Here is a 24,908-nt window from a genome sequence, read left to right as displayed (position 1 = left end):
CCGCCTCAGGAGGGTGCGCCCCCGGTGGCGCTCCAGTGGTACAGCGTCATGGCCACACTGGTCGCGAGGTTGTAGCTGGACACCTGGGGGCGCATCGGCAGCGCCACCAGGTGGTCGGCCCGCGCGCGCAGCTCGGGCGACAGCCCGCTGCGCTCGGAGCCGAACGCGAGCAGCGCGTCGTCCGGCAGTTTCAGCGAGCGGATGTCCTCGCCCTCCGGGTCGAGCGCGAAGACCGGCCCCGGCGGCAGCTCCCCGACGGTGAGCCGCTCCACGGCGGTGGCGAAGTGCAGCCCCGCCCCGCCGCGGACCACCGTGGGGTGCCACGGGTCGAGGGTGCCGGTGGTGACCACCCCGGTCGCCCCGAAGCCGGCGGCCAGCCGGATCACGGCCCCCGCGTTGCCGAGGTTGCGCGGATTGTCCAGGACCACCACGGGCGCGGTGCGCGGCGTGTGCGCCAGCTTCGCGAGGTGGCCCGCACGGGAGGGGCGTACGGCCAGGGCGGCCACGGCGGTGGGGTGCGGGCGCGGCACCAGCGAGGCGTACGTCGCGTGCGGCACCTCGGTCAGCAGCGCCGCCAGCGCCTCCCGCACGTCCGGGGCCAGCTCGTCGGCGAGCGCCAGCGCGGCACCCCGGTCCGCGGCGAGCGCCAGGCGCACCTCGGCCCCGAAGCGCACCGCGTGCTTGAGGGCATGGAAGCCGTCGAGCAGGACGGCGCCGCCGGCCAGCCGACGCCAGGCGGACACCGGGTCGGCCGGGTTCTCGGGTCCCGTGGTGCGGGCGGGGTCGTTCATGGCGTGCAGCCTACGTGCGCGGGCCCGGGGCTCCGCCGGGCGCCGGGGCGGCCGCCGCCTCCACCGGGGCCCCGTCCGCAGGGGCGTCCGCCGGGGAGCGCGGCCCCGGGACCCGTGCCCGGCCTCCGCGCGGGCCCGGTCGCCCGCACACGCGTGCCGCCAGATCACCCAGGCGGCGCAGGAAGGACGTCGGCAGGAAGACCGCGTCGGCGGCGATCATCGCCAGGGAGAAGAAGGGCAGCCCGAGCACGACGGCGATCACCGCGTGCTCGAGGATCATGAAGGACAGCAGGACGTTCTTGACCCGCCGGTTGAACAGCGTGAACGGGAAGGCGACCTGCACGGCGACGGTCGCGTAGGTCACCAGCATCACCATGGTGCCGCCGGCCGACAACAGGTCCCCCAGAGCCGGCCAGGGGGAGAAGTACTCCAGCTGGAGCGGGTAGTGGACCGCCGTGCCGTCCTGCCAGCGGGAGCCCTGCACCTTGTACCAGCCGGCCGTGGCGTAGATCAGACAGGCCTCGGCCATGATCACGAGCAGGGCGCCGTTGTGCACGATGTTCGCCACGACGTCGAGCAGGATCCGCGGCTCCCCGGTCCTCGCGCGGCGCCCGACCAGCCACCACAGCGCCTGCCCGAGCCACACGGTCCACAGCAGCGCCGGTATGAACCAGTCGCTGTCCGTCCGGCCCGCCAGCGTGGCCAGGATCAGCAGGAGGCCCAGGACGCCCCACAGGACCGGGCCGGCCCGGTCGCGCTGGCGCTCCCCGCGCGCGCGTGCCTCCTTCAAGCGGCGCGCCCGCCGCGCGTCCAGTGACCAGACCTGGCCGCAGCGGGTGAACACCAGGTAGATCGACATCAGGTGCAGGACGTTGTCGCCGCCGTCCCCCATGAAGACGCTGCGGTTCTGCAGTGCGAGCACGCCCACCATGAAGAGCACCGACATGGTGCGGGTGCGCCAGCCCAGCAGGAGCAGCAGGCTCCACAGCACGGCCAGCGCGTAGACGGCCTCGAACCAGATCTGGCTGTCCGACCAGAGCAGCACGGTGAAGGCGTCGTTCGTCGTGACCAGCTGATCGGCGAGGTCCCATGCCCAGGGCCCGTCCGGACCGTAGAGCTCCTGACGGTGGGGGAACTCGCGCAGCAGGAACAGCAGCCAGGTCAGGCCGAAGCCGATGCGGATCACGGCGGTCTGGTGGGGGCCGAGCGCGGAGTCGGTGACGCGGGCGATCACCCGGGAGAGCGCCAGCGAGAGGCGGTTCACCCGATGCCTCCCCGGGTCTCGTCGTCGGGCAGGGACCACCAGGGCAGGGTGCGGTACACGGGTGTGGTGGAGATCTTCTCGTCGCTCCAGTCCGGCGGTGGCACGTTGGTGGTGCGGGAGCGGACCTGGACCCGCGCGAGGGTGCCGCCCGCGCCGGCGGCGTCCGCCCGGTCGAGGCGCATCACCATGATCCGGCGCAGATACGCCTCGGACAGCGCTCCGCGGTGGCCCACCGGACGGTTGTCGTTGTCGTGTGTCGAGACGAAGAAGTCCCAGGCGCGGCGCAGTTCGTTCTGCTGGGTGTGGCTGGGCGCCGGGTTGCCGTCGATGGCCCGGCCGTCCTCGGCGGACAGGTCGTACCAGCCGGTGGTCCGGGACGCGCCGTCCGCGGTGAGGACCTCGGCGCGCACCTGGACGGCGATGTTCTGCTGCAGGGGGTTCGGCGCGAACAGCTTCCAGTTCTGCTCGAACTCCGGGTAGATCCAGTTCTCGATGGTCTCGCGGTGCTGCTTGCTGACCGTGTTCAAGGGTGCGACGTGCAGGAACGTCATGCCGAGGTGCACACAGACGGCGACGGCGACGAGCGCGAGGGCCACCGCGGCGCCGATCTGGTAGCGCAGGGAGAGGGCTGCCACACCGCTACGGGGCTCGGTGGGCGGGGCGGTCAGGGAGGCGGGGTCGGCGGAGGGGCCGGTGCCGGGGTTCTCACGGGGGGAGTACGGCGGGGGCGGGCGGTCCGCCGGGTGGCCGGAGGCCGAGCTTCCGGGGGAGGGGTTGGCGGCCGGTGATCCGGGTGCGGGGGTGGCGGGGCGCGGGTCCGGCAGGCCCCGCCCGGCAGGCTCCCGCCGGGCGTCCGAGCCCTTGTCGTACGCGTTCATCCCGCCCCGATCCACCGATCCCGGTCCGTCCCTGCTTCCGCCCCGCGCGTCCGCTCCGCCGCGTCGCACGAACGGTACTCAGCACCGGCCGCCCGGGCACAGTCCTCCCGGAACCCGTTTCCGTGGCCGTCACCACATCCCCGGTCCGAGCACCGACGTCCACGGACAGCCCCCGCAGGTTATCCACAAGCGGTTGACACCTCGCGGCGCCCGTCTCACCATGGAATCGCACGAACCGAACGATCGGTCGGGAGCGTGCTCCGGGAAGCATCCAGGTCGAGGGGGACCTCATGGCGACAGCAGCCGCCCGCGATACGGCCGGCAGCCGGGCGTACGACGTCATGGCCGCGGACGACACCGCCGCCCACCAGCACGCCTTCGACGCGGCCGTCGCGGCCGACGAGCGGATCGAGCCGCGCGACTGGATGCCGGACGCCTACCGGGCCACGCTGGTCCGGCAGATCGCGCAGCACGCGCACTCCGAGATCATCGGCATGCAGCCGGAGGCCAACTGGATCACGCGCGCGCCCTCACTGCGCCGCAAGGCGATCCTCATGGCCAAGGTGCAGGACGAGGCCGGGCACGGCCTGTATCTCTACAGCGCCGCCGAGACACTCGGCACCAGCCGCGAGGAGCTGCTCGACAAGCTGCACTCCGGCCGCCAGAAGTACTCCTCGATCTTCAACTACCCCACCCTGACCTGGGCGGACGTCGGCGCCATCGGCTGGCTCGTGGACGGCGCCGCCATCACCAACCAGGTCCCCCTGTGCCGCTGCTCCTACGGTCCGTACGCGCGCGCCATGGTCCGCATCTGCAAGGAGGAGTCCTTCCACCAGCGCCAGGGCTACGAGCTGCTGCTCGCCCTCAGCAAGGGCACCCCGGAGCAGCACGCGATGGCGCAGGACGCGGTGGACCGCTGGTGGTGGCCGTCGCTGATGATGTTCGGCCCGCCCGACGACGAGTCGCAGCACTCCGCGCAGTCGATGGCCTGGAAGATCAAGCGGCATTCCAACGACGAACTGCGCCAGCGCTTCGTCGACATCTGCGTCCCCCAGGCCGAATCCCTCGGCCTCAGCCTCCCCGACCCCGACCTGAAGTGGAACGAGGAGCGCGGGCACCACGACTTCGGCGCGATCGACTGGTCGGAGTTCTGGGACGTCCTCAAGGGCAACGGCCCGTGCAACGAACAGCGGCTGACCCGGCGCAGGAAGGCCCACGAAGAGGGCGCCTGGGTCAGGGAGGCGGCAGCGGCCCACGCGGCCAAGCACATGAACGGCGAGACAGGAGCGACGCGAGCATGACCCACACCGACTGGCCCCTGTGGGAGGTCTTCGTGCGCTCGCGCCGGGGACTGTCCCACACCCACGCCGGCAGCCTGCACGCGCCGGACGCGGAGTTCGCCCTGCGCAACGCCCGCGATCTGTACACCCGGCGCGGCGAGGGCGTCTCGATCTGGGTCGTGCCGTCGTCCGCGATCACCGCCTCCTCCCCCGACGAGAAGGACCCGTTCTTCGAACCCGCCGCCGACAAGCCCTACCGGCACCCGACGTTCTACGAGATCCCCGAGGGGGTGCAGCACCTGTGACGACGACACCCGCCAAGGACACCGCCGTCACGGCGGCCGCGCTCGCCCTCGGTGACGACGCGCTGGTGCTCTCCCACCGGCTGGGCGAGTGGGCCGGCAACGCCCCCGTGCTGGAGGAGGAGGTCGCCCTCGCCAACATCGCGCTGGACCTGCTGGGCCAGGCCAGGGTGCTGCTGTCGATGGCCGGCGACGAGGACGAACTGGCCTTTCTCCGCGAGGAGCGCGCGTTCCGCAACCTCCAGCTGGTGGAGCAGCCGGGCGGCGACTTCGCCCACACCATCGCCCGCCAGCTGTTCTTCTCCGCCCACCAGTACCGGCTGTACGCGGAACTGGCCGGCGGTGACGGACCGTTCGCGCCGCTGGCCGCCAAGGCCGTCAAGGAGGTCGACTACCACCGCGACCACGCCCGGCAGTGGACCCTGCGCCTCGGGGACGGCACCGAGGAGAGCCACACGCGGATGCAGCGGGCCGTGGACGCCCTGTGGCGCTACACCGGCGAGATGTTCCAGCCGGTCGAGGGCATCGACGTCGACTGGACCGGCCTGGAGACGGCCTGGCTGGAGTGGACCGCAGAAGTGCTGCGCCGGGCCACGCTCACGGTCCCCGAGGGCCCGCGCACGGGAGCGTGGGCGGCGGGCGCGGGCCGGCAGGGCCTGCACACCGAGCCCTTCGGCCGGATGCTCGCCGAGATGCAGCACCTGCACCGCAGCCACCCGGGGGCGTCATGGTGACCACCACCCCCTTGGAGGCGGAACTCCTGGAACTCGCCGGTTCGGTGCCCGACCCCGAACTGCCGGTGCTGACCCTGCGCGAGCTGGGCGTCGTGCGCGCGGTGCACGCCCGCGGGGAGGACACCGTCGAGGTCGAACTGACCCCGACGTACACCGGCTGCCCGGCCATCGAGGCGATGAGCCTCGACATAGAGCGGGTGCTGCGCGAGCACGGAGTGCGCGAGGTCACCGTGCGCACGGTGCTCGCACCCGCCTGGTCGACCGACGACATCACGGACGAAGGGCGCCGCAAGCTCCAGGAGTTCGGCATCGCCCCACCGCGCGCCCGGGCGGACTCCGGGCCGGTCGTTGTGGAGCTCGGAACGACCCGCACCCGCGAGCCCCGGCTGCCCGAGGACGGTCCGGCGCCCGTCCGCTGCCCGCACTGCGGGTCCGCCGAGACCGAGCTGCTCAGCCGCTTCTCGTCCACCGCGTGCAAGGCGCTGCGACGCTGCCTGGCCTGCCGTGAACCGTTCGACCACTTCAAGGAGTTGTGATGGCCCGCTTCCACCGGCTCCGGGTGGCCGCGGTCGACCGGCTCACCGACGACTCCGTCGCCCTCACCCTCGACGTCCCCCCGCACCTTCGCGAGGAGTACCGCCACCTGCCCGGTCAGCATCTGGCCCTGCGGCGCACCGCCGACGGCCAGGAGATACGGCGCACCTACTCCATCTGCTCCCCCGCGCCCGGCGGCGAGGCGCCGAGCACCCTGCGGGTCGGAGTGCGGCTGGTCGAGGGCGGCGCCTTCTCCACCTACGCGCTCAAGGAGATCGATCTCGGCGACGAGCTGGAGGTGATGACCCCGGCCGGCCGCTTCACGCTCCCTCCCGCCCCCGGCCGGTACGCGGCGATCGTCGGCGGCAGCGGCATCACCCCGGTGCTGTCGATCGTCTCGACGCTCCTGGCCCGTGAGCCCGGAGCCCGGTTCTGCCTGATCCGCAGCGACCGCACGACGGCCTCGACGATGTTCCTGGAGGAGGTCGCCGACCTGAAGGACCGCTACCCCGAGCGGTTCCAGCTGGTGACGGTGCTCTCCCGCGAGGAGCAGCAGGCCGGGCTGCCGTCCGGGCGGCTGGACCAGGAGCGGCTGGCAGCGCTGCTTCCGGTGCTTCTGCCCGTGGAACAGGTGGACGGCTGGTTCCTGTGCGGTCCCTACGGCCTGGTCGAGGGTGCCGAGCGAGCACTGCGCGGCCTGGGCGTCGCCCGCGCCCGCATCCACGAGGAGATCTTTCACGTGGACGCCGGTACGGCACCCGTCGTCACGGCGCCCGCGCCGGCGCACAGCACGGTCACCGCCCGGCTCGACGGACGCGGCGGCACCTGGCCCGTCCGCTCAGGGGAGTCCCTGCTGGACACGGTGCTGCGCAACCGGGCCGACGCGCCCTACGCCTGCAAGGGCGGGGTGTGCGGTACCTGCCGCGCCTTCCTCGTCTCGGGCGAGGTGCGGATGGACCGCAACTTCGCGCTGGAGTCGGAGGAGACCGAGGCGGGCTATGTCCTGGCCTGCCAGTCGCACCCGGTGACGGAGACGGTGGAGCTGGACTTCGACCGGTAGCAGCGGAGGCCGGGCGGACGCCGGGCGGGCGCGCGCGGACGCTACAGGACGTGCCCCGGCTGTCCGTCGTCGGTGACGACGGGACGGCCGGCGGATTCCCACAGCTGCATGCCGCCGTGCACATTGACGGCGTCGATGCCCTGCTGGGCCAGGTACATCGTGACCTGGGCCGACCGTCCGCCGGACCGGCAGATCACATGGATCCGGCCGTCCTGCGGGGCGGCCTCGGTCAGCTCGCCGTAGCGGGCCACGAACTCGCTGATGGGGATGTGCAGCGCCCCTTCGGCGTGGCCGGCCTTCCACTCGTCGTCCTCACGGACGTCCAGCAGGAAGTCGCCGTCCTTGAGGTCCGCGACCTGGACCGTGGGCACACCAGCTCCAAAACTCATGCCCCCGACGCTACCCGACCGGGCGGGCGCCGCCTCAGCTCAGCAGGGCCCCCAGCTCGGCCTCGCGTTCGGCCACCTGGTCCTTCAGCTGTCCGGCGATCTCCTCGAGCAACCCGTCGGGGTCGTCGGGCGCGAGGCGGAGCATCGAGCCGATGGCGCTCTCCTCGAGATCCTTGGCGACGAGTGTGAGCAGTTCCTTGCGCCGCGAGAGCCATTCGAGGCGGGCGTAGAGCTCCTCGCCGGCGCTGGGCAGACGCTTCAGCTCCGGTCCCGCGGCCCACTCCTCGGCGAGTTCCCGCAGCTCGGCCTCGCTGCCCCGGGCGTAGGCGGCGTTGACCCGGGTGATGAACTCCTCGCGGCGGGCGCGCTCCTTGTCCTCCTGTGCCAGATCCGGGTGAGCCTTGCGGGCGAGCTCGCGGTAGAGCTTGCGGGCCTCCTCGCTGGGCCGCACCCGCTGCGGGGGCCGGACCGGTTGGTCCGTGAGCATGGCGGTGGCCTCGGGGAACAGGCCGTCCCCGTCCATCCAGCCGTTCATCAGCTCCTCGACACCGGGAATCGGCATGAGCCGGGCCCGCGCCTCGTCGGCCCGCCGCCGGTCCTCGGGATCGTCACTGCGAGCGGCCTTGGCCTCCAGGATCCGGGCGTCGAGCTCCTCGAGACGGGCGTACATCGGGCCGAGCTTCTGTTCGTGCAGCCGGGAGAAGTTCTCGACCTCGACGCGGAAGGTCTCCACGGCGATCTCGAACTCGATCAGCGCCTGCTCGGCCGCCCGTACGGCCTGTTCCAGCCGGTCTTCGGGCCGCGCCGCACCACCGCCGGGCGTCCGCTCCGCGCCGGTGCCGCCGCCACCCTGCTCACCTTCCGAGGTCGTCACCCGGACAGCGTAGGCCACCCGCCGGGGCCCGCGCCCCGCCCCCGTGGAGCGGGGCCCGCCCCGGGAGCCGTGCCTTCCCCGGAGAGCCGCTCAGACTCCCGTCTCCGCCGCTATCCGCCCCGAGCGCACGGCGGTGACCAGGTCCGTGTGGTCGGCCTCGGTGCGGTCGGCATAGGCGACGGCGAACGCGGCCACCGCCTCGTCCAGCTCGTCGTTCTTGCCGCAGTAGCCGGCGATCAGGCGGGGGTCGGCGCTGTGGGAGTGGGCGCGGGCCAGCAGGGCACCGGTCATCCGGGCGTAGTCGTCGACCTGGTCGGCGGCCAGCGCCGCCGGGTCCACACTGCCCTTGCGGTTGCGGAACTGGCGCACCTGGAAGGGGCGGCCGTCGACCGTCGTCCAGCCGAGCAGGCTGTCGCTTATGACCTGCATGCGCTTCTGTCCCTGCACCACGCGCCTGCCCTCGTGCCCGGCCTCGGGGGTCTCGAAGCCGGCCGCCGGCAGATGCGGCACCAGCGCCGAGGGGCGGGCCTCCTTCACCTGGAGCACCAGGGGCTCGCCCCGGTGGTCGAGAAGCAGCACCACGTACGAGCGGGTGCCCACACTGCCGGTGCCGACGACGCGGAACGCCACGTCGTGCACCGCGTGCCGGGCGAGCAGCGGATGGCGGTCCGGCGGGAGCGTGCCGAGGTACTCCTCCAGGGAGGCCGCCACCTGCGCGGCTTCGGCGTCCGGTATGCGGCGCAGCACCGGCGGCGCGTCGACGAAGCGGCGCCCGCCGTCGTCGGTCGCCTCGGTCGACTTGGCCGCGAAGCGGCCGCTGGTGTTCGCGCGGGCCTTCTCGGAGACCCGCTGCAGTGTGCCCAGCAGATCGTGCGCGTCGGTGTGGGAGACCAGTTCCTCGTCCGCGATGGCGTTCCAGGCGTCCAGGGCAGGCAGCTTGGACAGCAGCCGCATGGTGCGCCGGTAGGCGCCGACGGCGTCGTGGGCCGCCGCGCGGCAGGTGTCCTCGTCCGCGCCGGCCTCCCGCCCGGCGAGCACCAGCGAGGCGGCGAGCCGCTTGAGGTCCCACTCCCAGGGGCCGTGGACGGTCTCGTCGAAGTCGTTCAGGTCGATGACGAGGCCGCCGCGCGCGTCCCCGTACAGGCCGAAGTTCGCCGCGTGGGCGTCGCCGCAGATCTGGGCACCGATCCCCGTCACGGGGGTGCGGGCCAGGTCGTACGCCATCAGGCCGGCCGAGCCGCGCAGGAAGGCGAACGGTGTGGCCGCCATCCTGCCGATCCGGATCGGGGTGAGCTCGGGCAGCCGGCCGCGGCTGGACTCCTCGACGGCGCTCACGGCGTCGGGGCGGGAGGCGTCCAGGTGGAGGGCGGCGTGCGCGTCGCGCGGCACCTGTCCGCGCAGGGCCTTGCCCTCGGCCTTGGGCGTGCCCGCGGCCGGCCACTCGGCGAACCCGGGAACCCGCGGCAGCCGTCGTACCCAGCCCGTGGCGCCCGTGCCTGTGGCCTCCGGCGTCTCGGCGACGCCTCGGGTCCCCGCCGTCCCGGCATGGAACTCGGTCATGTCCGACCGCCTCCCCCGTCCACATGTGTGCTGTACAAGTGACATCGATCGTGCCGACCGTACCGCCGGTGGCCGAAACTCGTCAGGTCCCTGTGGACAACTCCCGGCCTGTGGACAACGGGGTCGTGCGGACGGCCCCTATCCCGCCTCCGCGACGTCCCCCGCCACCGGCAGCGCCCGCCCCTCGGCGAGCAGGCGTCCCGCGCGGCCGGGCGAGATGTCCAGGCGGGCCAGCACCGCGGGAACGGCGATGCCCGGGAGCATGTGGTGGAACAGCACGACGACCCGGTGCTCCAGATCCTGCCGCTGACAGCGCAGCTGGGACAGGAGCTGCACCCCCGAGAAGCTCGCGACCAGCAGTTCCGCCGTCTCCGCCGCGTCGACGTGGGGCAGCAGTTCGCCCCCGGCCTTGGCCTCGGCCAGCGTCCGGGTGGTCTGGTCGATCCACATGCCGAACGCCGGTGTCCGGTCCAGGCCCAGCGCCCCCTGGTCAAGGGCCAGTCCGACACTCGCCCGCACCAGCGGCTCGGTCCGCAGCCGCAGCGCCAGCACCAGGCCGGAGTCGACCAGTTCCTGCAGCTTGCCTGCCTGGGACGGGAGGGAGATCGCCAGCTGCTCCTCGAACACGCCGAGGGCCAGCTCCTCCTTGGAGCCGAAGTGGAAGTAGAGCGCGCCCTTGGTGACTCCGGCCCGGTCGAGGATTTCCCCAATGGTCGCCGAGGTGTAGCCGCGTTCGTCGAAGACGGCCGCCGCCGCCTCCAGAATGGTCCGCCGGGTGCGGATCGCGCGCTCCTGTCGCGCCATCGGGTGCCTCCCTGATCTGCGTGGATCCTCGTGGGTCTCGTGGGTCGCACCGTGCGGTCACCGTGCCGTCGGCGTGCAGCGCCGTGCGGTCCGTCGCGCCGTGCGGTGCGCTCGGTCTCGAATCCGGCGATGTGGATCACCCTTGGAAAAAAACCGTCTCGTCCGTATCTTAGTGCGAACCGACCGGAACCAGATTGCCGATCCCGGGGGTTCTCATGCCGCAATCGGATTCGTTGAGCGCACCCATGGAGGATCAGACCGGAGAGCAGGGCCTGCCCGCAAACGCCGCGGGCGCCGCCCCCTTCCGCACCCGCGTCACACCCGAACTCGCCCACCGCCCCCGCGCGGCGGACGTCTTCCCGGTGGAATGGGTCCGGTTCTCGGACGACCGGTTCCGCGTCACCGCACGCTGGCCCGCCGACCACAGTTTCTTCGGCCCCGTCGACGCGCGCCACCACGATCCGATGATCGTCGGTGAAACGTTGCGCCAGATCTCGATGGCCCTCGCCCACGCCGAGTTCGGCGCCCCCTCCGACACGCATTTCGTCATGCGTGACCTGGAGGTCTCCACCGACCCCGCCGCGTTGCTCCTCGCCGAAGCGGCCGAGCCGGTCACCGTCGACGTCGTGTGTTCCGAGGTGCGGCGCCGGGGTCGCGGCCTGAACAGTATGCGCACGACCATGGAGTTCCACCGCGCGGGCAGACTCGTCGCCCGCGGCACCGGCAGCACGGGCTGCACCTCACCGGCCGCCTACCGCCGCCTGAGGGCACGCCAATTGGCCACCCTGGGCGTGCGAATACCGCCGCCCGCACCGGTTCCGCCCGAACGGGTGGGCCGCCACCGCGCGGAGGACGTCGTCCTGGCCCCCGCCGACCGGCCCGGCACCTGGCTCCTGCGCGTCGACACCGGTCACCCGGTGCTCTTCCCCCGCCCCAACGACCACGTCCCCGGCATGGTCCTGTTCGAGGCCGCCCGCCAGGCCGCGACCGCGGCATCGGACCGGCTGCCCTTCCTGCCGTCCGAGCTGTCCGTCTCCTTCAGCCGCTACGCCGAACTGGACAGCCCCTGCTGGATCGACACGGAGGTCCTGGAGAAGGACGAGGACGAGGTGACAGTCCGGGTGGCGGGACGACAGGACGACGAACCCGTCTTCGCCGCCACCCTCACCTGCGCCCCCACCGCCCCGGTACGGTCGCTCCCGTGACCGTCGACCTGCTGCTCACCGGCGCGACGGGCTTCGTCGGCAGCCGGGTCGCCGCAGCGGCCCACGGGCGCCCCGGTGTCCGCGTCCGCGCCCTGTCGCGCCGCCCGCCGGGGGGACAGCCGGGCGCCGCGACGGTGCCCGGTGATCTCGCCGACCCCCGCACGCTGCACGGCAGTTGCGACGGCGTCGACGTCCTCGTCCACTGCGCCTCCCGCGTCGGCGGCGACCCGGAGGCCGTCGCGGCGGTCAACGACCTCGGCACCAAGGCCCTGGTGGAGGAGGCCGCACGGAGCAGGGTGCGCCGGATCGTGTACGTGAGCACCGCCGCCGTCCACGGCCGGGGGCCCTTCCGCGGCGTACGGCCGGGCGAGGCGCCGATCGCTCCCGTCTCCGCCACCAGCCGCTCCCGCGCGGCGGCGGAACGGCATGTGCTCGACGCGGGCGGACTGGTGCTGCGCCCGCATCTGGTCCACGGTGAGGGCGACCGCTGGGTGGTTCCCGGGCTGGTGGGGCTGCTGCGGGAGCTGTCCGCGACCCTGGCCGACTGCACGGCGCTCCACTCGATGATCGACGTGGAGACCCTGGGCCGGGCGGTCCTGGCCGCCGCCCTGTCCCCGCACCACGGACCCGGCGCGCACTACGTGGGCCATCCGGCCCCCGTACCCGCTGCGGAGCTGCTCACGGCCGTGTACGAGCAGGTGGAGCGGCCCGGCGACGGCACCTCGGTCGACGTGGCCACCGCCCGCGCGCGGGCCGCCGGATCCCCGCGCGCGCTGCATCACCTCGACATGCTCACCGTGGACCACTGGTTCGTGGACGACGCCTTCTGGAAGGACCTGGACTGCTCACCGGGTGAGGGCTTCGCGGCCGCCTTCGCGCGGTCGGCGCCGTGGTACCGGACGCACCTGACCTCCCACAGGTAGAACCAACTGGTCGGTTTGTCGGCCCATGCGGCGGGCGGCTCACGCCCGCAGATATGCCAGCACCGCCAGCGCCCGCCGGTGCGTCTCGTCCGTAGGGGGCAGGTCCAGCTTGGCGAAGATGCTGCCGATGTGCTTGCCGACGGCCGCCTCCGACACCACCAGCGCACGCGCGATCGCGCCGTTGGACCTGCCCTCGGCGATCAGCGCCAGCACCTCCCGCTCCCGCGGGGACAGCCGCTCCAGCGGATCACGCCGCCGGCGCAGCAACTGCCGTACGACCTCGGGATCCACCACCGTGCCGCCGGCCGCGACGTCGCACAGCGCGGCCACGAACTCCTCGACCTGGCCGACCCGGTCCTTCAGCAGATAACCGACGCCCGATCCGTCGCCCGAGTCCAGCAGATCGGCGGCGTACCGGCGCTGGACGTACTGGCTGAGGACCAGCACGGGCAGAGTTGGCCGCTCGGCGCGCAGCCGCACGGCCGCGTGCAGGCCCTCGTCCCGGAAGTCCGGGGGCATCCGGACGTCGGTCACCACGATGTCCGGGTCGTGCTCCCCGACCGCGGACACCAGCGCCTCCGCGTCACCGACCGCCGCCACGACCTCGTGCCCGCACCGCTGGAGCAGACCGATCAGGCCCTCCCTCAGCAGCACGCCGTCCTCGGCCAGCACCACGCGCAGCGCCCGGCCGTCCGTCAGGGGGAGCAGGGGGCGCAAGGGATCTCCACACGCAGCAGGGTCGGTCCGCCCACCGGGCTGGACAGGGTGAGTCTGCCATCGAGCACCGACACCCGGTCGGCCAGGCCCGTCAGCCCACTGCCCGCGCCGGCCCGCGCCCCGCCCCGCCCGTCGTCGCGGATCTCCAGCAGCAGCCGTCCGTCGCGGTGCCCGCCGTCCACGCGCGCGCGGTTCGCCCCGCTGTGCCGGGCGACGTTGGCGAGCGCCTCGCACACCACGAAGTATCCGGCGGCCTCCACGGAGGCGGGCAGCCGCGCGGGCAGGCACAGGTCCACGTCCACGGGTACGGCGGACCGGTCGGCGGCGTCGGCGACGGCGGCCTCCAGGCCGTAGTCGGCGAGCACCTGGGGGTGGATGCCGTGGATGAGCTCCCGCAACTCCTGAAGCGCCCGCCCCGACTCCTCGTGTGCCTGGGCAAGCTGATCGGCGAGCGGGCCGGGCGGCGCGTCCAGGCGGGCCAGGCCCAGCGTCATCGTCAAGGCGACCAGGCGCTGCTGGGCACCGTCGTGCAGATCCCGTTCGATGCGGCGCCGCTCCGCCTCGAACGCGTCCAGCAGACGCACCCGTGACCGCGTCAGTTCGGTGACCCGGGCGTCGAGTTCGTCCTCGCGCGGGGCGATCAGCAGCCGGGTCAGCCCCGCGCGGGCGCCCGCCGCGACGCCCAGCACATAGGCGCCCAGGGCGAGCAGGACGATCCCGAGCAGGGCGGCACCGAACGCCGCCGGCCAGCTGGTGACCGTCCACAGCTTGACGACCTTCGCCTCCCTGCCGTCCCCCGTCGTCGCCATCAGCAGCGGGGTGGCGGTCACGGCCGCCGGGAGAAGCAGGCCAGCCGTGAGCACCAGGGCGTCGACCGGCCACAGCAGACCCGCGAACAGCAGGGTGTGACCGAGCTCCCGCCAGGTGGCCCGCTCCCGCAGCCGGGTGGTCAGCCACGCACGCAGCCCGGGGGCCGGGGGCGGCCGATGCGGGTCGTGCGCGGGATCGCCGTCGACCAGCCGCAGCCGCCGCCGTTCCAGCCCGGCCACCGGCAGGCCCGCGAGGGCGGTGCCGAGCAGCAGCGGCAGCCCCACAAGGGCGAGCGCCAGTACACCGCCGGCCACCACCGCCACCACGAGGGCCACGAGCACGGCCGCGCCGGCCACCGCGCCGGTGAGCAGATACCCGGCCGAGCGCCACGGCCACACCGACAGTGCGTAGCGGGGGCGGGACATGGCCTGCCAGGGGTTTCGAGGCTGCACGCGGATCACCGTAGGAGCCGGCGTGGTTCCGTGGCCATGGGCCCTGGCCGAGGTCTCGGGGTATGCCTGGCCCTACCCCCTTTCTCGCCCCTGCCGCACTGCGCCGGCAGGCGCCCGGACGGTTTCGTTTCCCCACGCGGTCATCCCGGAACGGCCGGGACGGACAGGGGGAGTGGACACATGGGCCAGAGGAACGGCGACGCGGTCGCCCTGCGTCGGGTGAGCAGGCGGTACGGATCGTGCGACAGCGCGGTGAACGCGCTGGACGAGGTCTCTCTCGCGTTCCCGCGCGGGAGCTTCACCGCCGTGACGGGGCCCTCCGGCTCCGGCAAGTCCACGCTGCTGCAGTGTGCCGCGGGGCTCGACCGGCCCACCTCGGGTTCGGTCACCGTCGGCGGCACGGAACTGACCGAGCTGAGTGAGCGGCGGCTGACGTTGCTGCGCCGCGAGCGGATCGGGTTCGTCTTCCAGGCGTTCAACCTGCTGCCGGCGCTGACCGCCGAGCAGAACGTCGCCCTGCCGCTGCGACTGGCCGGCCGGCGCGTACCGCGCGCCCGGGTCCGTGAGGCGCTGGCCCAGGTCGGCCTCGGTGACCGCGCCCGGCACCGGCCCGCCCAGCTGTCCGGCGGCCAGCAGCAGCGGATCGCGCTGGCCCGTGCCCTGATCACCCGCCCCGAGGTGCTGTTCGCCGACGAGCCGACCGGCGCGCTCGACTCCCGGACCGGACACGAGGTGCTCACCCTGCTGCGCGGGATCGCCGACCGCGAGGGAGGGACGGTCGTCATGGTGACCCACGACCCGGTGGCCGCCGCCCGCGCGGACCGTGTGGTGTTCCTGGTCGACGGCCGCGTCCACGGCGAGCTGGCCGGGGCGGGCGCCGACGCCGTCGCCGCGCGGATGACCGGGCTGGAGACCGTGCCGTGCTGAGCCTCGCCCTGCGCACCCTGCGCGCCCGGTGGATCACCTTCGCCGGCACCTTCACCGCCCTGTCGCTGGGCGTGGCCCTGCTGACCGTCATGGGGCTCGCCCTCGCCTCCTCCCTGGACGCTCCCGCCCGGAAGCCGGAACGGTTCGCCTCCGCCCCGGTCGTGGTCCAGGGGGCGGACACCCTGCGCGTACCGACGCCGAACGGCGACCGGACCGAGAAGCTGGCGCACCCCCGCACGGTGCCCGACGCGACCGTGGCGAAGCTGCGCCGGCTCGGCACCGTCGTCGCCGACCGCTCCTACCCCGTCCGCGCGGAGGGCGGCCCCGGCGAGCTGACCGGCCACCCCTGGTCCACCGCCCGGTACGCCTCGTACGCGATCGAGTCGGGCCGCGCGCCCCGCGCGGACGACGAGGTCGTCGTCAGCGGTGACTGGGCGCGGCCCGGCATCCGGCTGCGCACGGACCGCGGCAGCGTGCGGGTGGTGGGCACCGTGGCCGCTCGGGGCTTCGAGCACGCCGTCTTCCACACCGACGCGCGCGCCGCCGAGCTGTCCCCGCCCCTGCACCGGTTGATCGTCGACGCCCGCCCGGCGGCCGTACGGGAAGCGGTGCGCGGCGCCGAAGGCGTCCGGGTCCTCACGGGGGACGACCGTCGGTCGGCCGACGCGGATCCCGGGCGCGACGGCGAGGCGCTGACCGCGTTGCACGCCCTGTTCGGCACGGCCGGCGGCGTTTCCGCGTTCGTCTCGGTGTTCGTGGTGGCGTCCACCTTCGCGTTCGCCGTCGAACAGCGGAGCCGGGAGTTCGGGTTGCTGCGCACCGCCGGGGCCACTCCGGGACAGCTACGGCGCATGGTGGTCCTCGAGGCCCTGCTGGTCGGGGTGGTCGCCTCGGCCGTCGGCTGTGCGCTCGGCGCGCGGGCGGCGCCCCGGCTGGCCGCGTGGGTGGTCGACGTGGAGCTGGCGCCGGTCTGGTTCGCGATCGGTGACGCGTCCTGGCCGTACCACGCGGCGTTCTGGACGGGCCTCCTCGTCGCCCTGTGCGGCGTCGTCACCGCCTCCTGGCGGGCGGGGCGCACGGGGCCCCTCCAGGCGCTGCGCGAGGCGTCCGCCGCCTCCGGCGCGATGACCGGGGGGCGGTGGCTCTGCGGTGCGGGTCTGCTGCTGACGGCCGTGGTGACGCTCGTCGTCGCCCTGCTGAGCGATCCCGGGGATCTGCTGCACCGCAAGACCTACGTCAGCCGGCCCATGCTGCTGATCACCGCCGCCGCGATGCTCGCGCCCCTGGTGGTGCGCCCGGCCGTACGGCTGCTGGCCTGGCTGCCCGCCCGGCTCCCGGGGGCGGGCGGCATGCTGGTGCGCGAGCACGCGTCCGCGGGCGTACGGCGCACGGCCGCGGTCGCCGCGCCCGTTCTGGTCACGGTCGCGCTGGCGGGCTCGCTGCTCGGCGCCACCGGGACGCTGGACCGCGCCGGGGCCGCCGAGAGGCGGGAGCGGACCACCGCGGCGTTCGTCGTCACGGCCGCCCGCGACGGGGCGATCGGCTCACGGACGCTGGACCGGCTCCGCGCGGTGCCCGGCGCGCGGGTGTCGGCGAGCGCGCCCAGCGCGGTGTACGTCCTCGAGGAAGGCACGGCACTGATCAGGTCCGAGGCCCGTGCCGTCGAACCCGGGGCACCGGCGGCCACCGCGCGGCTGCCGCTCACCGCGGGGAAGGCCACCGACCTCGACGACGGCTCGCTCGTCGTCAACGAGGAGTGGGAGCGGCACACCGTGGGGCAGCGCGTACGGGTGTGGCTCGGGGACGGCACGGAGCGGACGCTGCGGATCGCCGCGGTGACGGCCACCGGCACCGGCGGCAACGGCGTCTACGTGACCCGCGCCAACGCGCCCGGCGCGCGAGTGGACCGGGTCGACGTCGCTCTCGCGGACGGTGCCGACGCGCGCGTGGTGGCCGCCGGCCTGGAGCGGGCGGTGCCGCCCGGCGCCGGCCGGGTCCTCACGGCGGAGCAGTGGCTCGCCGCCGGGGAGCCCGGGACGTCACGGACCACCCGCTACGGCCTCCTGCTCGTCCTCGGCATCGCCCTGCTGTACACGGGCATCGCCTTGGTCAACACCATGGTCATGGCGACATCCGACCGGGTGCGTGATCTCGCCGTGCTGCGGCTGACCGGTGCCACGCGGGGGCAGGTGCTGCGGCTGGTGGCCGCCGAGGCGCTGACGGTGGTCGCGGTCGGCGCGGTCCTGGGCGTGACCGTCGCCGCGGTCGAGCTGGCCGGGATGTGGGCGGCCCTGACCCTGCAGTCGGCGCCCGCACCGTTCGCCCTCCCCTGGCGGGCCGTCGCCGCGGTCACGGCCGCCTGCGCCGCCCTCGCCACGGTCTCCGCGGTCGTCCAGGCGGCGGTCGCCCTGCGCCGCCCGGCCCTGCGGTCGGCCACCACGCGGGAGTAGCCGGACCCCGGCCGCTGTCCCCCGCGCCTTCCGCCCCGTTTCGGGCCCTCCCGCACACCGCCCCGCGGCGTAAAGGATCATGAGATGTTCCTCACACGAGACCCGCCCCGCATCTGCCCCGAGCATGCGAAACGGGCGGCATCCGATGGATGCCGCCCGTTCGACGGTGTGCGCGAGGGGGGAGTTGAACCCCCACGCCCTTGCGGGCACTGGAACCTGAATCCAGCGCGTCTGCCTATTCCGCCACCCGCGCATTGGGTGTGTCTTCGTGCCCTTGCCCCGCTGGGGCCTTGCGCCTTCCGACACCCAGAACATTAGCACGCTGGTCGGGATGGATTCACATCCCTTTCCCCGCCACCGGTCCGACCGGCCATGACGTCCCGCGACCGGCCACGGAACACACTCCCGACGCCCCCGGAGCGCGCCGTGCAACGACCGCGACCGCTCCACGTATCAACCTCGTACCGGTCGTCCCCGTCTCCCCAGGAGCCGGACGGAGACCACAGCCGGGTGCGGGACACTGGTCTGCGGCCCCCTCTACGATCCATGGCGGAACGACGCGCACGAGCACGGCCCGAGGAGTTCGAAGGAAAGCACCGGAGGGAACCTCGTCAGGGCGTCGACACCGTCGACCGGGCGGACAGGGGGAACCAGCCGATCGAGCGGCGCGTGGATACGATCAGTAAGCAGTACCAGGTAAGCGGTGCACAAAACCGTGCACGGGGCAGTACACAGGACAGCAGCGACGGAGGAGGTGCCCCATGGGAGTCCTGAAGAAGTTCGAGCAGCGTCTCGAAGGTCTGGTCAACGGCACCTTCGCCAAGGTGTTCAAGTCCGAGGTGCAGCCCGTGGAGATCGCGGGAGCGCTCCAGCGGGAGTGTGACAACAACGCCACCATCTGGAACCGCGACCGCACCGTCGTGCCCAACGACTTCATCGTCGAACTGAGCACCCCCGACTTCGAGCGCCTCAGCCCGTACTCCGGCCAGCTCGGCGACGAGCTCGCCGGCATGGTGCGCGACTACGCCAAGCAGCAGCGCTACACCTTCATGGGTCCCATCAAGGTGCACCTGGAGAAGGCGGACGACCTCGACACCGGCCTGTACCGGGTACGCAGCCGCACCCTCGCCTCCTCCGTCGGCCAGGCGGCGCCCGGGGCGGGCCCCGGCGGCGCCCCGCCGGCCGGCCGTCCCGGCGGCTACGGCTACCCGCCGGCCGCCCCCGCGGGCGCCCCGCCCATGCCCGCCGCGCCGCCCCCCGGCGGCAGGCCCGGCGGTTACGGCTACCCGCAGCCCGCGGGCGGCCGACCTCCCGCCGCACCCGCGCCCGGCGGGCGCACCCGCTACTGGATCGAGATCAACGGCACCCGCCACCAGATCTCCCGCGCCACCCTGGTGATGGGCCGCAGCACCGACGCCGACGTGCGGATCGACGACCCCGGCGTCTCCCGCCGGCACTGCGAGATCCGGACCGGAACGCCCTCGACGATCCAGGATCTCGGATCCACCAACGGCATCGTGGTGGACGGACAGCACACCACTCACGCTACGCTCCGCGACGGCTCGCGGATCGTCGTGGGCAGCACCACCGTTATCTATAGGCAAGCCGAAGGGTGAAGCGGGGGCAATGTCAGAGCTGACCCTCACGGTCATGCGGCTGGGGTTCCTGGCCGTACTGTGGCTGTTCGTGATCGTGGCCGTGCAGGTCATCCGGAGTGACCTGTTCGGAACCCGCGTCACCCAGCGCGGATCCCGGCGGGAGTCCGGCCGGGCGCAGCAGGCCGCCCGCCAGGCACCGCCCCCCCAGCGCCAGCAGACCAGCGGCGGCCGCCGCGGCCGCAACACCCCCACCAAGCTGGTCGTGACCGAGGGCACCCTCACCGGCACCACCGTCGCCCTCCAGGGCCAGACCATCACCCTGGGCCGGGCACACGACAGCACGATCGTGCTGGACGACGACTACGCCTCCAGCCGTCATGCCAGGATCTACCCGGACCGCGACGGTCAGTGGATCGTCGAGGACCTGGGCTCCACCAACGGCACCTACCTGGACCGGACCCGGCTGACGACCCCCACACCGATTTCGCTGGGCGCCCCGATCCGCATCGGCAAGACCGTCATCGAGCTGCGGAAGTAGTACGACAATGAGCGAGCGGAGCGAGCACGCAGTGGGGGTCCCCACCCAGGATCCCGGCGCGCTCCCGACCGGAGGGTGGGCAGTGTGGCTCGACACGACCGGCTGTACCCGGAGCCGACGGGCGAGGTGCGCATGAGTCTGTCCCTGCGCTTCGCCGCCGGATCGCACAAGGGCATGATCCGGGAGGGCAACGAGGACTCCGGTTACGCCGGTCCCCGCCTGCTCGCGATCGCCGACGGCATGGGCGGCGCCGCGGCCGGCGAGGTCGCCTCCTCCGAGGCGATCTCCACCATCGTCGCGCTCGACGACGACGTCCCCGGTTCCGACCTGCTCACCTCGCTCGGCACCGCCGTCCAACGGGCCAACGACCAGCTGCGCATGATGGTCGAGGAGGACCCCCAGCTCGAGGGCATGGGCACCACCCTGACCGCCCTGCTGTGGACCGGCCAGCGCCTCGGCATGGTGCACGTCGGCGACTCCCGCGCCTACCTCCTGCGCGACGGCGTCCTCACCCAGATCACCCAGGACCACACCTGGGTGCAGCGTCTGGTCGACGAGGGCCGGATCACCGAGGAGGAGGCCACCACCCACCCGCAGCGGTCCCTGCTCATGCGGGCCCTCGGCAGCGGTGAGCACGTCGAACCCGATCTGTCGATCCGCGAGGTGCGGGCCGGCGACCGGTACCTGATCTGCTCCGACGGTCTGTCCGGCGTCGTCTCCCACCAGACCCTCGAGGACGCCCTGGCCAGCTACCAGGGCCCCGAGGAGACCGTCCAGAACCTGATCGAACTGGCGCTGCGCGGCGGCGGCCCCGACAACATCACCGTGATCGTCGCCGACGTCCTGGACCTCGACACCGGTGACACCCTCGCCGGGCAGCTGTCCGACACCCCGGTCGTGGTGGGCGCCGTCGCCGAGAACCAGAACCAGCTGCACGACAACGGCATCATGCAGACCCCGGCCGGCCGCGCCTCCGGCCTCGGCCGCCGGCGCTCCCAGGGCGGCGGCGAGTTCGGCCCGCCCGGCAGCGGCGACGTCACCGGCTTCATCCCCACGGACGGCTTCTCCTACGGCGACGACGACTTCGTCAAACCCGCCAAGAACCGCAGGTGGCTCAAGCGGTCCGTGTACAGCCTGCTCGCACTCGCCGTCCTCGGCGGCGGCCTGTACGGCGGCTGGCGCTGGACGCAGACGCAGTACTACGTCGGCACCAAGGGCGAACACGTCGCGCTGTACCGGGGCATCAACCAGGACCTCGCCTGGGTCTCGCTCTCGAAGGTCGAGAAGGACCACCCCGAGATCGAACTCAAGTACCTGCCGCCCTACCAGCAGAAGCTGGTCGAGGCGACCATCGTCGAAGGCGACCTGTACGGCGCTCGGGAGAAGATCGAGGAACTGTCGGTGCAGGCCTCGGCGTGCAGGAAGCAGGCCGAGCGGCGCGCCGCCGAGAGCGAGAAGAACGCGAAGACCGGTGAGGGCGAGGCCGGAGGCACCACGGGAACCACGCCCGTCTCCTTCACGTCCAAGGCTTCGCCGACGCCGAACCCCTCGGGCTCGTCGAAGGCCCCGGAGTCCACGCCCCCGTCCACGACCGCACCCACTCCCAGCCCCGGCCCCAGCCTCTCGGAGGAAGAGCAGAAGGTCGTCTCGCTGTGCGGTAAGCAGTAGGCAAGCCGTGAGAGGCCCTGTCACACGATGAGCAGTACTACGAACCCGTCGACGCAGCACACGTCCACGATCGGCGCGATCGGCGCACCCAGCCGCCGCAACACCGAGCTGGCACTCCTGGTGTTCGCCGTCGTCATCCCGGTCTTCGCCTACGCCAACGTGGGCCTGGCCCTCGACGACCAGGTGCCCGCCGGGCTGCTGAGCTACGGAATCGGTCTCGGCCTGATGGCGGGCGTGGGCCATCTCGCCGTACGGAAGTTCGCCCCGTACGCGGATCCCCTGCTGCTGCCCATCGCGACGCTGCTGAACGGCATCGGACTGGTCGCCATCTGGCGCCTGGACCAGTCGGAGCGCCTCCAGGCGAGCCGGACGTTCGTCGAGGCGGCACCGCGCCAGCTGATGTACTCGGCGCTCGGCGTCGCCCTGTTCGTGGCCGTGCTGTTCTTCCTCAAGGACCACCGCGTCCTGCAGCGCTACACCTACATCTCCATGGCCGGCGCCCTGGTGCTGCTGCTCCTGCCGCTGGTCCCTGGCCTCGGCCACAACGTCTTCGGCGCCAGGATCTGGATCAAGATCCCCGGTCTCGGCACCCTGCAGCCCGGCGAGTTCGCCAAGATCGTCCTCGCGGTCTTCTTCGCGGGCTACCTGATGGTCAAACGCGACGCGCTGGCGCTCGCCAGCCGCCGCTTCATGGGGCTCTACCTCCCCCGCGGCCGTGACCTCGGTCCGATCATCGTCGTCTGGATCATCTCCATCCTGATCCTGGTCTTCGAGACCGACCTCGGTACCTCGCTGCTGTTCTTCGGCATGTTCGTGATCATGCTGTACGTCGCCACCGAGCGGACCAGCTGGATCGTGTTCGGTCTGCTGATGTCCGCGGCCGGCGCCGTCGGCGTGGCGAGCTTCGAGCCGCACATCCAGACACGTGTGCAGGCCTGGCTCGACCCGATGCGCGAGTTCGAGCTCAGCCGCGCCGGGGTCCAGGACGGCATCGTCCACTCCGAGCAGGCCATGCAGGCGCTGTGGGCCTTCGGCTCCGGCGGCACCCTCGGCACCGGCTGGGGCCAGGGCAACTCCGACCTCATCGGCTTCGCCGCCAACTCCGACTTCATCCTCGCCACCTTCGGCGAGGAGATCGGTCTGGCCGGCGTGATGGCGCTGATCCTGCTCTACGCGCTGATCGTGGAGCGCGGTGTGCGCACCGCCCTCGCCGCCCGTGACCCGTTCGGCAAGCTGCTCGCCATCGGCCTGTCCGGCGCCTTCGCGCTCCAGGTCTTCGTCGTCGCCGGCGGCGTCATGGGCCTCATCCCGCTGACCGGTATGACGATGCCCTTCCTGGCGTACGGAGGGTCCTCCGTCATCGCCAACTGGGCGCTGATCGGCATCCTGCTCAGAATCAGCGACACCGCCCGCCGCCCGGCGCCCGCCCCCGCCGCCAACCCCGACGCCGAGATGACCCAGGTGGTCCGCCCGTGAACAAGCCCCTGCGCCGGGTCGCGATCTTCTGCGGCCTGCTCATGCTCGCTCTGCTCGTCCGCAACAACTGGATCCAGTACGCCCAGGCCGACAAGCTGCGGACCGACGAGAAGAACCGCCGTGTCGCCATCGAGCGGTACTCCTCGCCGCGCGGCGACATCATCGTCGACGGCGAGCCCATCACCGGGCACAAGGCCACCAAGGGCGACTTCGCGTACAAGCGCACCTACAAGGACGGCGCCATGTGGGCGCCGGTCACCGGCTACGTCTCCCAGGCCTTCGGCGCCAACCAGCTGGAGTCCATCGAGGACGGCATCCTCACCGGCAACGACGACCGCCTGTTCTTCCGCAACACGCTCGACATGCTGACGGGCAAGAACAAGGAGGGCGGCAACGTCGTCACCACCCTCAACGGCGCCGCCCAGAAGGCCGCCTACGAGGGCCTGAAGAAGCAGGGCGGCAAGGGCTCCGTCGTCGCTCTGGAACCGTCCACCGGCAAGATCCTCGCGCTGGCCTCCTTCCCGTCGTACGACCCGTCCACGATCGCCGGCAACAGCCTCGACACGGACACCAAGAACTGGCAGAAGCTCCAGAAGAAGAACAACCCGGACGACCCGATGCTCAACCGGGCGCTGCGCGAGGTCTACCCGCCCGGCTCGACCTTCAAGGTCGTCACCGCGGCCGCCGCGCTGGAGCACGGGCTGGTCGACGACGCGGACCAGAAGACCGAGACCCCGCTGCCGTGGATCATGACCGGCACCAGGACCGAACTGAAGAACGACGGCAACCTGCCCTGCGAGGACGCCACCCTGCGCGAGGCGCTGCGGGTGTCCTGCAACACCGTCTTCGGCAAGGCCGGCGCCGACCTCGGCAACGACAAGATGCTGGAGACGGCCAAGAAGTTCGGCTTCACCGAGGAGCAGTTCACCCCGGTCCGCTCCAGCGCCTCCGTGTTCTCCGACAACATGGAGCCCTCGCAGGTCGCGCTCTCCTCCATCGGCCAGTTCAACACCGCCGCCACCCCCCTGCAGATGGCCATGGTCTCCGCCGCCGTCGCCAACAACGGCACGCTGATGAAGCCCTACATGGTCGACGAACTCCAGTCCCCGGGCCTCGACACCATCGAGAAGACAGACCCGGAGGAGCTCAGCGAACCGATGTCGGCGAAGAACGCCCAGATCCTCCAGTCGATGATGGAGACCGTCGTCAACGACGGCACCGGCCGCAACGCGCAGATCCCCGGCGTCACGGTCGGCGGCAAGACCGGCACCGCCCAGCACGGCGAGAACAACAGCAAGAACCCCTACGCGTGGTTCATCTCCTACGCCAAGAGCGACGACGGCAGCTCGCCCGTGGCGGTCGCGGTCGTGATCGAGGACGAGGACGCCGTGCGGGGCGACATCTCCGGTGGCGGCCTCGCGGCACCGATCGCCAAGAGCGTGATGGAGGCGGTCATCAAGAGCAAGCAGTGACCCCGATCACGTCTGCTTCACATCGGTGCACGTTGCGGTACCGGTCCTGTATCGGCTGACGCACTTGGCCAGGTCACACAAAGCGAGCCGGGTACGGTAGGCCCGGACGGCAGCCTCCGGCGGCACGCATGTGCCGCCCGGGACCGACGGAGAGGGCTGGTAGGTAGCTATGGAAGAGCCGCGTCGCCTCGGCGGCCGGTAC

Annotated in this window: 23 protein-coding genes and 1 tRNA gene; 14 read left to right on the top strand and 10 right to left on the bottom strand. The window is 72.6% G+C overall.

Annotated elements, in window-relative coordinates; translation table 11 throughout:
- Positions 1–5: 5 nt before the first annotated feature.
- Genes ACZ44S_RS28900 through ACZ44S_RS28890 form a run of 3 tightly spaced genes read right to left on the bottom strand, consistent with a single transcriptional unit; the run spans position 6 to position 2,933 of the window.
- Complete coding sequence (locus tag ACZ44S_RS28900; RefSeq protein ID WP_466934017.1) at positions 6–791, bottom strand: TrmH family RNA methyltransferase; 786 nt, start codon at positions 789–791, stop codon at positions 6–8.
- A 10-nt stretch (positions 792–801) separates the two neighbouring features.
- Positions 802–2,055, bottom strand: a complete 1,254-nt coding sequence (locus tag ACZ44S_RS28895; protein WP_466934016.1) for an HTTM domain-containing protein — start codon at positions 2,053–2,055, stop codon at positions 802–804.
- Positions 2,052–2,933 (bottom strand): DUF5819 family protein, encoded by an 882-nt coding sequence (locus ACZ44S_RS28890; RefSeq protein ID WP_466934014.1) that lies wholly within the window; start codon positions 2,931–2,933, stop codon positions 2,052–2,054. The genes ACZ44S_RS28895 and ACZ44S_RS28890 overlap by 4 nt, the downstream gene beginning before the upstream one ends.
- Positions 2,934–3,223: 290 nt before the next feature.
- Here ACZ44S_RS28890 and paaA point away from each other — a divergent pair, with 290 nt between their 5' ends.
- From paaA to paaE, 5 genes are read left to right on the top strand one after another with little or no spacing between them, the layout of a single operon-like run.
- Positions 3,224–4,234, top strand: a complete 1,011-nt coding sequence (gene paaA, locus ACZ44S_RS28885) for a 1,2-phenylacetyl-CoA epoxidase subunit PaaA (protein ID WP_190164640.1) — start codon at positions 3,224–3,226, stop codon at positions 4,232–4,234.
- Positions 4,231–4,518, top strand: coding sequence for a 1,2-phenylacetyl-CoA epoxidase subunit PaaB (gene paaB, locus ACZ44S_RS28880; RefSeq protein WP_466176794.1), 288 nt, complete (start codon positions 4,231–4,233; stop codon positions 4,516–4,518). The genes paaA and paaB overlap by 4 nt, the downstream gene beginning before the upstream one ends.
- On the top strand, positions 4,515–5,249 hold the full coding sequence (gene paaC, locus ACZ44S_RS28875) for a 1,2-phenylacetyl-CoA epoxidase subunit PaaC (protein ID WP_466934012.1): 735 nt from the start codon (positions 4,515–4,517) through the stop codon (positions 5,247–5,249). The genes paaB and paaC overlap by 4 nt, the downstream gene beginning before the upstream one ends.
- Positions 5,243–5,785, top strand: coding sequence for a 1,2-phenylacetyl-CoA epoxidase subunit PaaD (gene paaD / locus ACZ44S_RS28870; protein ID WP_466934010.1), 543 nt, complete (start codon positions 5,243–5,245; stop codon positions 5,783–5,785). The genes paaC and paaD overlap by 7 nt, the downstream gene beginning before the upstream one ends.
- Entirely contained in the window at positions 5,785–6,843 is a 1,059-nt protein-coding gene (paaE, locus tag ACZ44S_RS28865; protein ID WP_466934008.1) for a 1,2-phenylacetyl-CoA epoxidase subunit PaaE, read from the top strand. The genes paaD and paaE overlap by 1 nt, the downstream gene beginning before the upstream one ends.
- Before the next feature lie 41 nt (positions 6,844–6,884).
- Here the strand turns inward: paaE and ACZ44S_RS28860 are convergent, their stop codons facing one another.
- The 4 genes from ACZ44S_RS28860 to ACZ44S_RS28845 all read right to left on the bottom strand — a co-directional run bounded on the left by ACZ44S_RS28860 (position 6,885) and on the right by ACZ44S_RS28845 (position 10,470).
- On the bottom strand, positions 6,885–7,214 hold the full coding sequence (locus tag ACZ44S_RS28860; protein ID WP_190164825.1) for a rhodanese-like domain-containing protein: 330 nt from the start codon (positions 7,212–7,214) through the stop codon (positions 6,885–6,887).
- Positions 7,215–7,266: 52 nt separating this feature from the next.
- The gene (locus ACZ44S_RS28855) at positions 7,267–8,106 is read right to left on the bottom strand and encodes a J domain-containing protein (RefSeq protein WP_466934006.1); all 840 of its coding nucleotides are present in this window, start codon (positions 8,104–8,106) and stop codon (positions 7,267–7,269) included.
- 90 nt (positions 8,107–8,196) lie between these two features.
- Positions 8,197–9,666 carry a DUF2252 domain-containing protein gene (locus ACZ44S_RS28850; protein ID WP_466934004.1) on the bottom strand — a complete coding sequence of 490 codons (1,470 nt, stop codon included), beginning with the start codon at positions 9,664–9,666 and terminating at the stop codon, positions 8,197–8,199.
- A 138-nt stretch (positions 9,667–9,804) separates the two neighbouring features.
- Positions 9,805–10,470 (bottom strand): ScbR family autoregulator-binding transcription factor, encoded by a 666-nt coding sequence (locus tag ACZ44S_RS28845; protein WP_466934002.1) that lies wholly within the window; start codon positions 10,468–10,470, stop codon positions 9,805–9,807.
- 245 nt (positions 10,471–10,715) lie between these two features.
- Between ACZ44S_RS28845 and ACZ44S_RS28840 the strand changes: the two genes are divergently transcribed.
- Positions 10,716–11,675 (top strand): ScbA/BarX family gamma-butyrolactone biosynthesis protein, encoded by a 960-nt coding sequence (locus tag ACZ44S_RS28840; protein ID WP_466934000.1) that lies wholly within the window; start codon positions 10,716–10,718, stop codon positions 11,673–11,675.
- Positions 11,672–12,598 (top strand): NAD-dependent epimerase/dehydratase family protein, encoded by a 927-nt coding sequence (locus tag ACZ44S_RS28835; RefSeq protein WP_466933998.1) that lies wholly within the window; start codon positions 11,672–11,674, stop codon positions 12,596–12,598. Before ACZ44S_RS28840 ends, ACZ44S_RS28835 begins: the two co-directional genes overlap by 4 nt.
- A gap of 39 nt (positions 12,599–12,637) precedes the next feature.
- Here the strand turns inward: ACZ44S_RS28835 and ACZ44S_RS28830 are convergent, their stop codons facing one another.
- A complete protein-coding gene (locus tag ACZ44S_RS28830; protein ID WP_466934227.1) occupies positions 12,638–13,270 on the bottom strand; it encodes a response regulator transcription factor in 633 nt (210 codons plus the stop codon).
- 23 nt (positions 13,271–13,293) lie between these two features.
- Positions 13,294–14,550, bottom strand: a complete 1,257-nt coding sequence (locus tag ACZ44S_RS28825) for a sensor histidine kinase (RefSeq protein WP_466934225.1) — start codon at positions 14,548–14,550, stop codon at positions 13,294–13,296.
- Positions 14,551–14,757: 207 nt separating this feature from the next.
- On the opposite strand from ACZ44S_RS28825, the gene ACZ44S_RS28820 reads away from it, so the two are divergent.
- Together ACZ44S_RS28820 and ACZ44S_RS28815 are read left to right on the top strand one after the other, a co-directional pair.
- On the top strand, positions 14,758–15,504 hold the full coding sequence (locus ACZ44S_RS28820) for an ABC transporter ATP-binding protein (RefSeq protein WP_466933996.1): 747 nt from the start codon (positions 14,758–14,760) through the stop codon (positions 15,502–15,504).
- The gene (locus tag ACZ44S_RS28815; protein ID WP_466933994.1) at positions 15,498–17,954 is read left to right on the top strand and encodes an ABC transporter permease; all 2,457 of its coding nucleotides are present in this window, start codon (positions 15,498–15,500) and stop codon (positions 17,952–17,954) included. Before ACZ44S_RS28820 ends, ACZ44S_RS28815 begins: the two co-directional genes overlap by 7 nt.
- 169 nt (positions 17,955–18,123) lie before the next feature.
- Here ACZ44S_RS28815 and ACZ44S_RS28810 read toward each other — a convergent pair.
- Positions 18,124–18,207 (bottom strand) — tRNA-Leu (locus ACZ44S_RS28810).
- A gap of 508 nt (positions 18,208–18,715) precedes the next feature.
- Between ACZ44S_RS28810 and ACZ44S_RS28805 the strand changes: the two genes are divergently transcribed.
- The 5 genes from ACZ44S_RS28805 to ACZ44S_RS28785 all read left to right on the top strand — a co-directional run bounded on the left by ACZ44S_RS28805 (position 18,716) and on the right by ACZ44S_RS28785 (position 24,706).
- Complete coding sequence (locus ACZ44S_RS28805; protein ID WP_466933992.1) at positions 18,716–19,570, top strand: FhaA domain-containing protein; 855 nt, start codon at positions 18,716–18,718, stop codon at positions 19,568–19,570.
- Between the two features lie 10 nt (positions 19,571–19,580).
- Positions 19,581–20,090, top strand: coding sequence for an FHA domain-containing protein FhaB/FipA (locus ACZ44S_RS28800; protein ID WP_466933990.1), 510 nt, complete (start codon positions 19,581–19,583; stop codon positions 20,088–20,090).
- A 132-nt stretch (positions 20,091–20,222) separates the two neighbouring features.
- Positions 20,223–21,758 (top strand): Stp1/IreP family PP2C-type Ser/Thr phosphatase, encoded by a 1,536-nt coding sequence (locus ACZ44S_RS28795; protein WP_466934223.1) that lies wholly within the window; start codon positions 20,223–20,225, stop codon positions 21,756–21,758.
- Positions 21,759–21,785: 27 nt separating this feature from the next.
- Positions 21,786–23,234, top strand: coding sequence for an FtsW/RodA/SpoVE family cell cycle protein (locus ACZ44S_RS28790; RefSeq protein ID WP_190164626.1), 1,449 nt, complete (start codon positions 21,786–21,788; stop codon positions 23,232–23,234).
- On the top strand, positions 23,231–24,706 hold the full coding sequence (locus ACZ44S_RS28785) for a peptidoglycan D,D-transpeptidase FtsI family protein (protein WP_466933988.1): 1,476 nt from the start codon (positions 23,231–23,233) through the stop codon (positions 24,704–24,706). The genes ACZ44S_RS28790 and ACZ44S_RS28785 overlap by 4 nt, the downstream gene beginning before the upstream one ends.
- The last annotated feature ends 202 nt before the right edge of the window (positions 24,707–24,908 follow it).

Source organism: Streptomyces malachitofuscus (genome assembly GCF_055571035.1).
The sequence above is the reverse complement of the archived record's forward strand: the minus strand, read 5'-3'. Positions and strand labels throughout refer to the sequence as shown.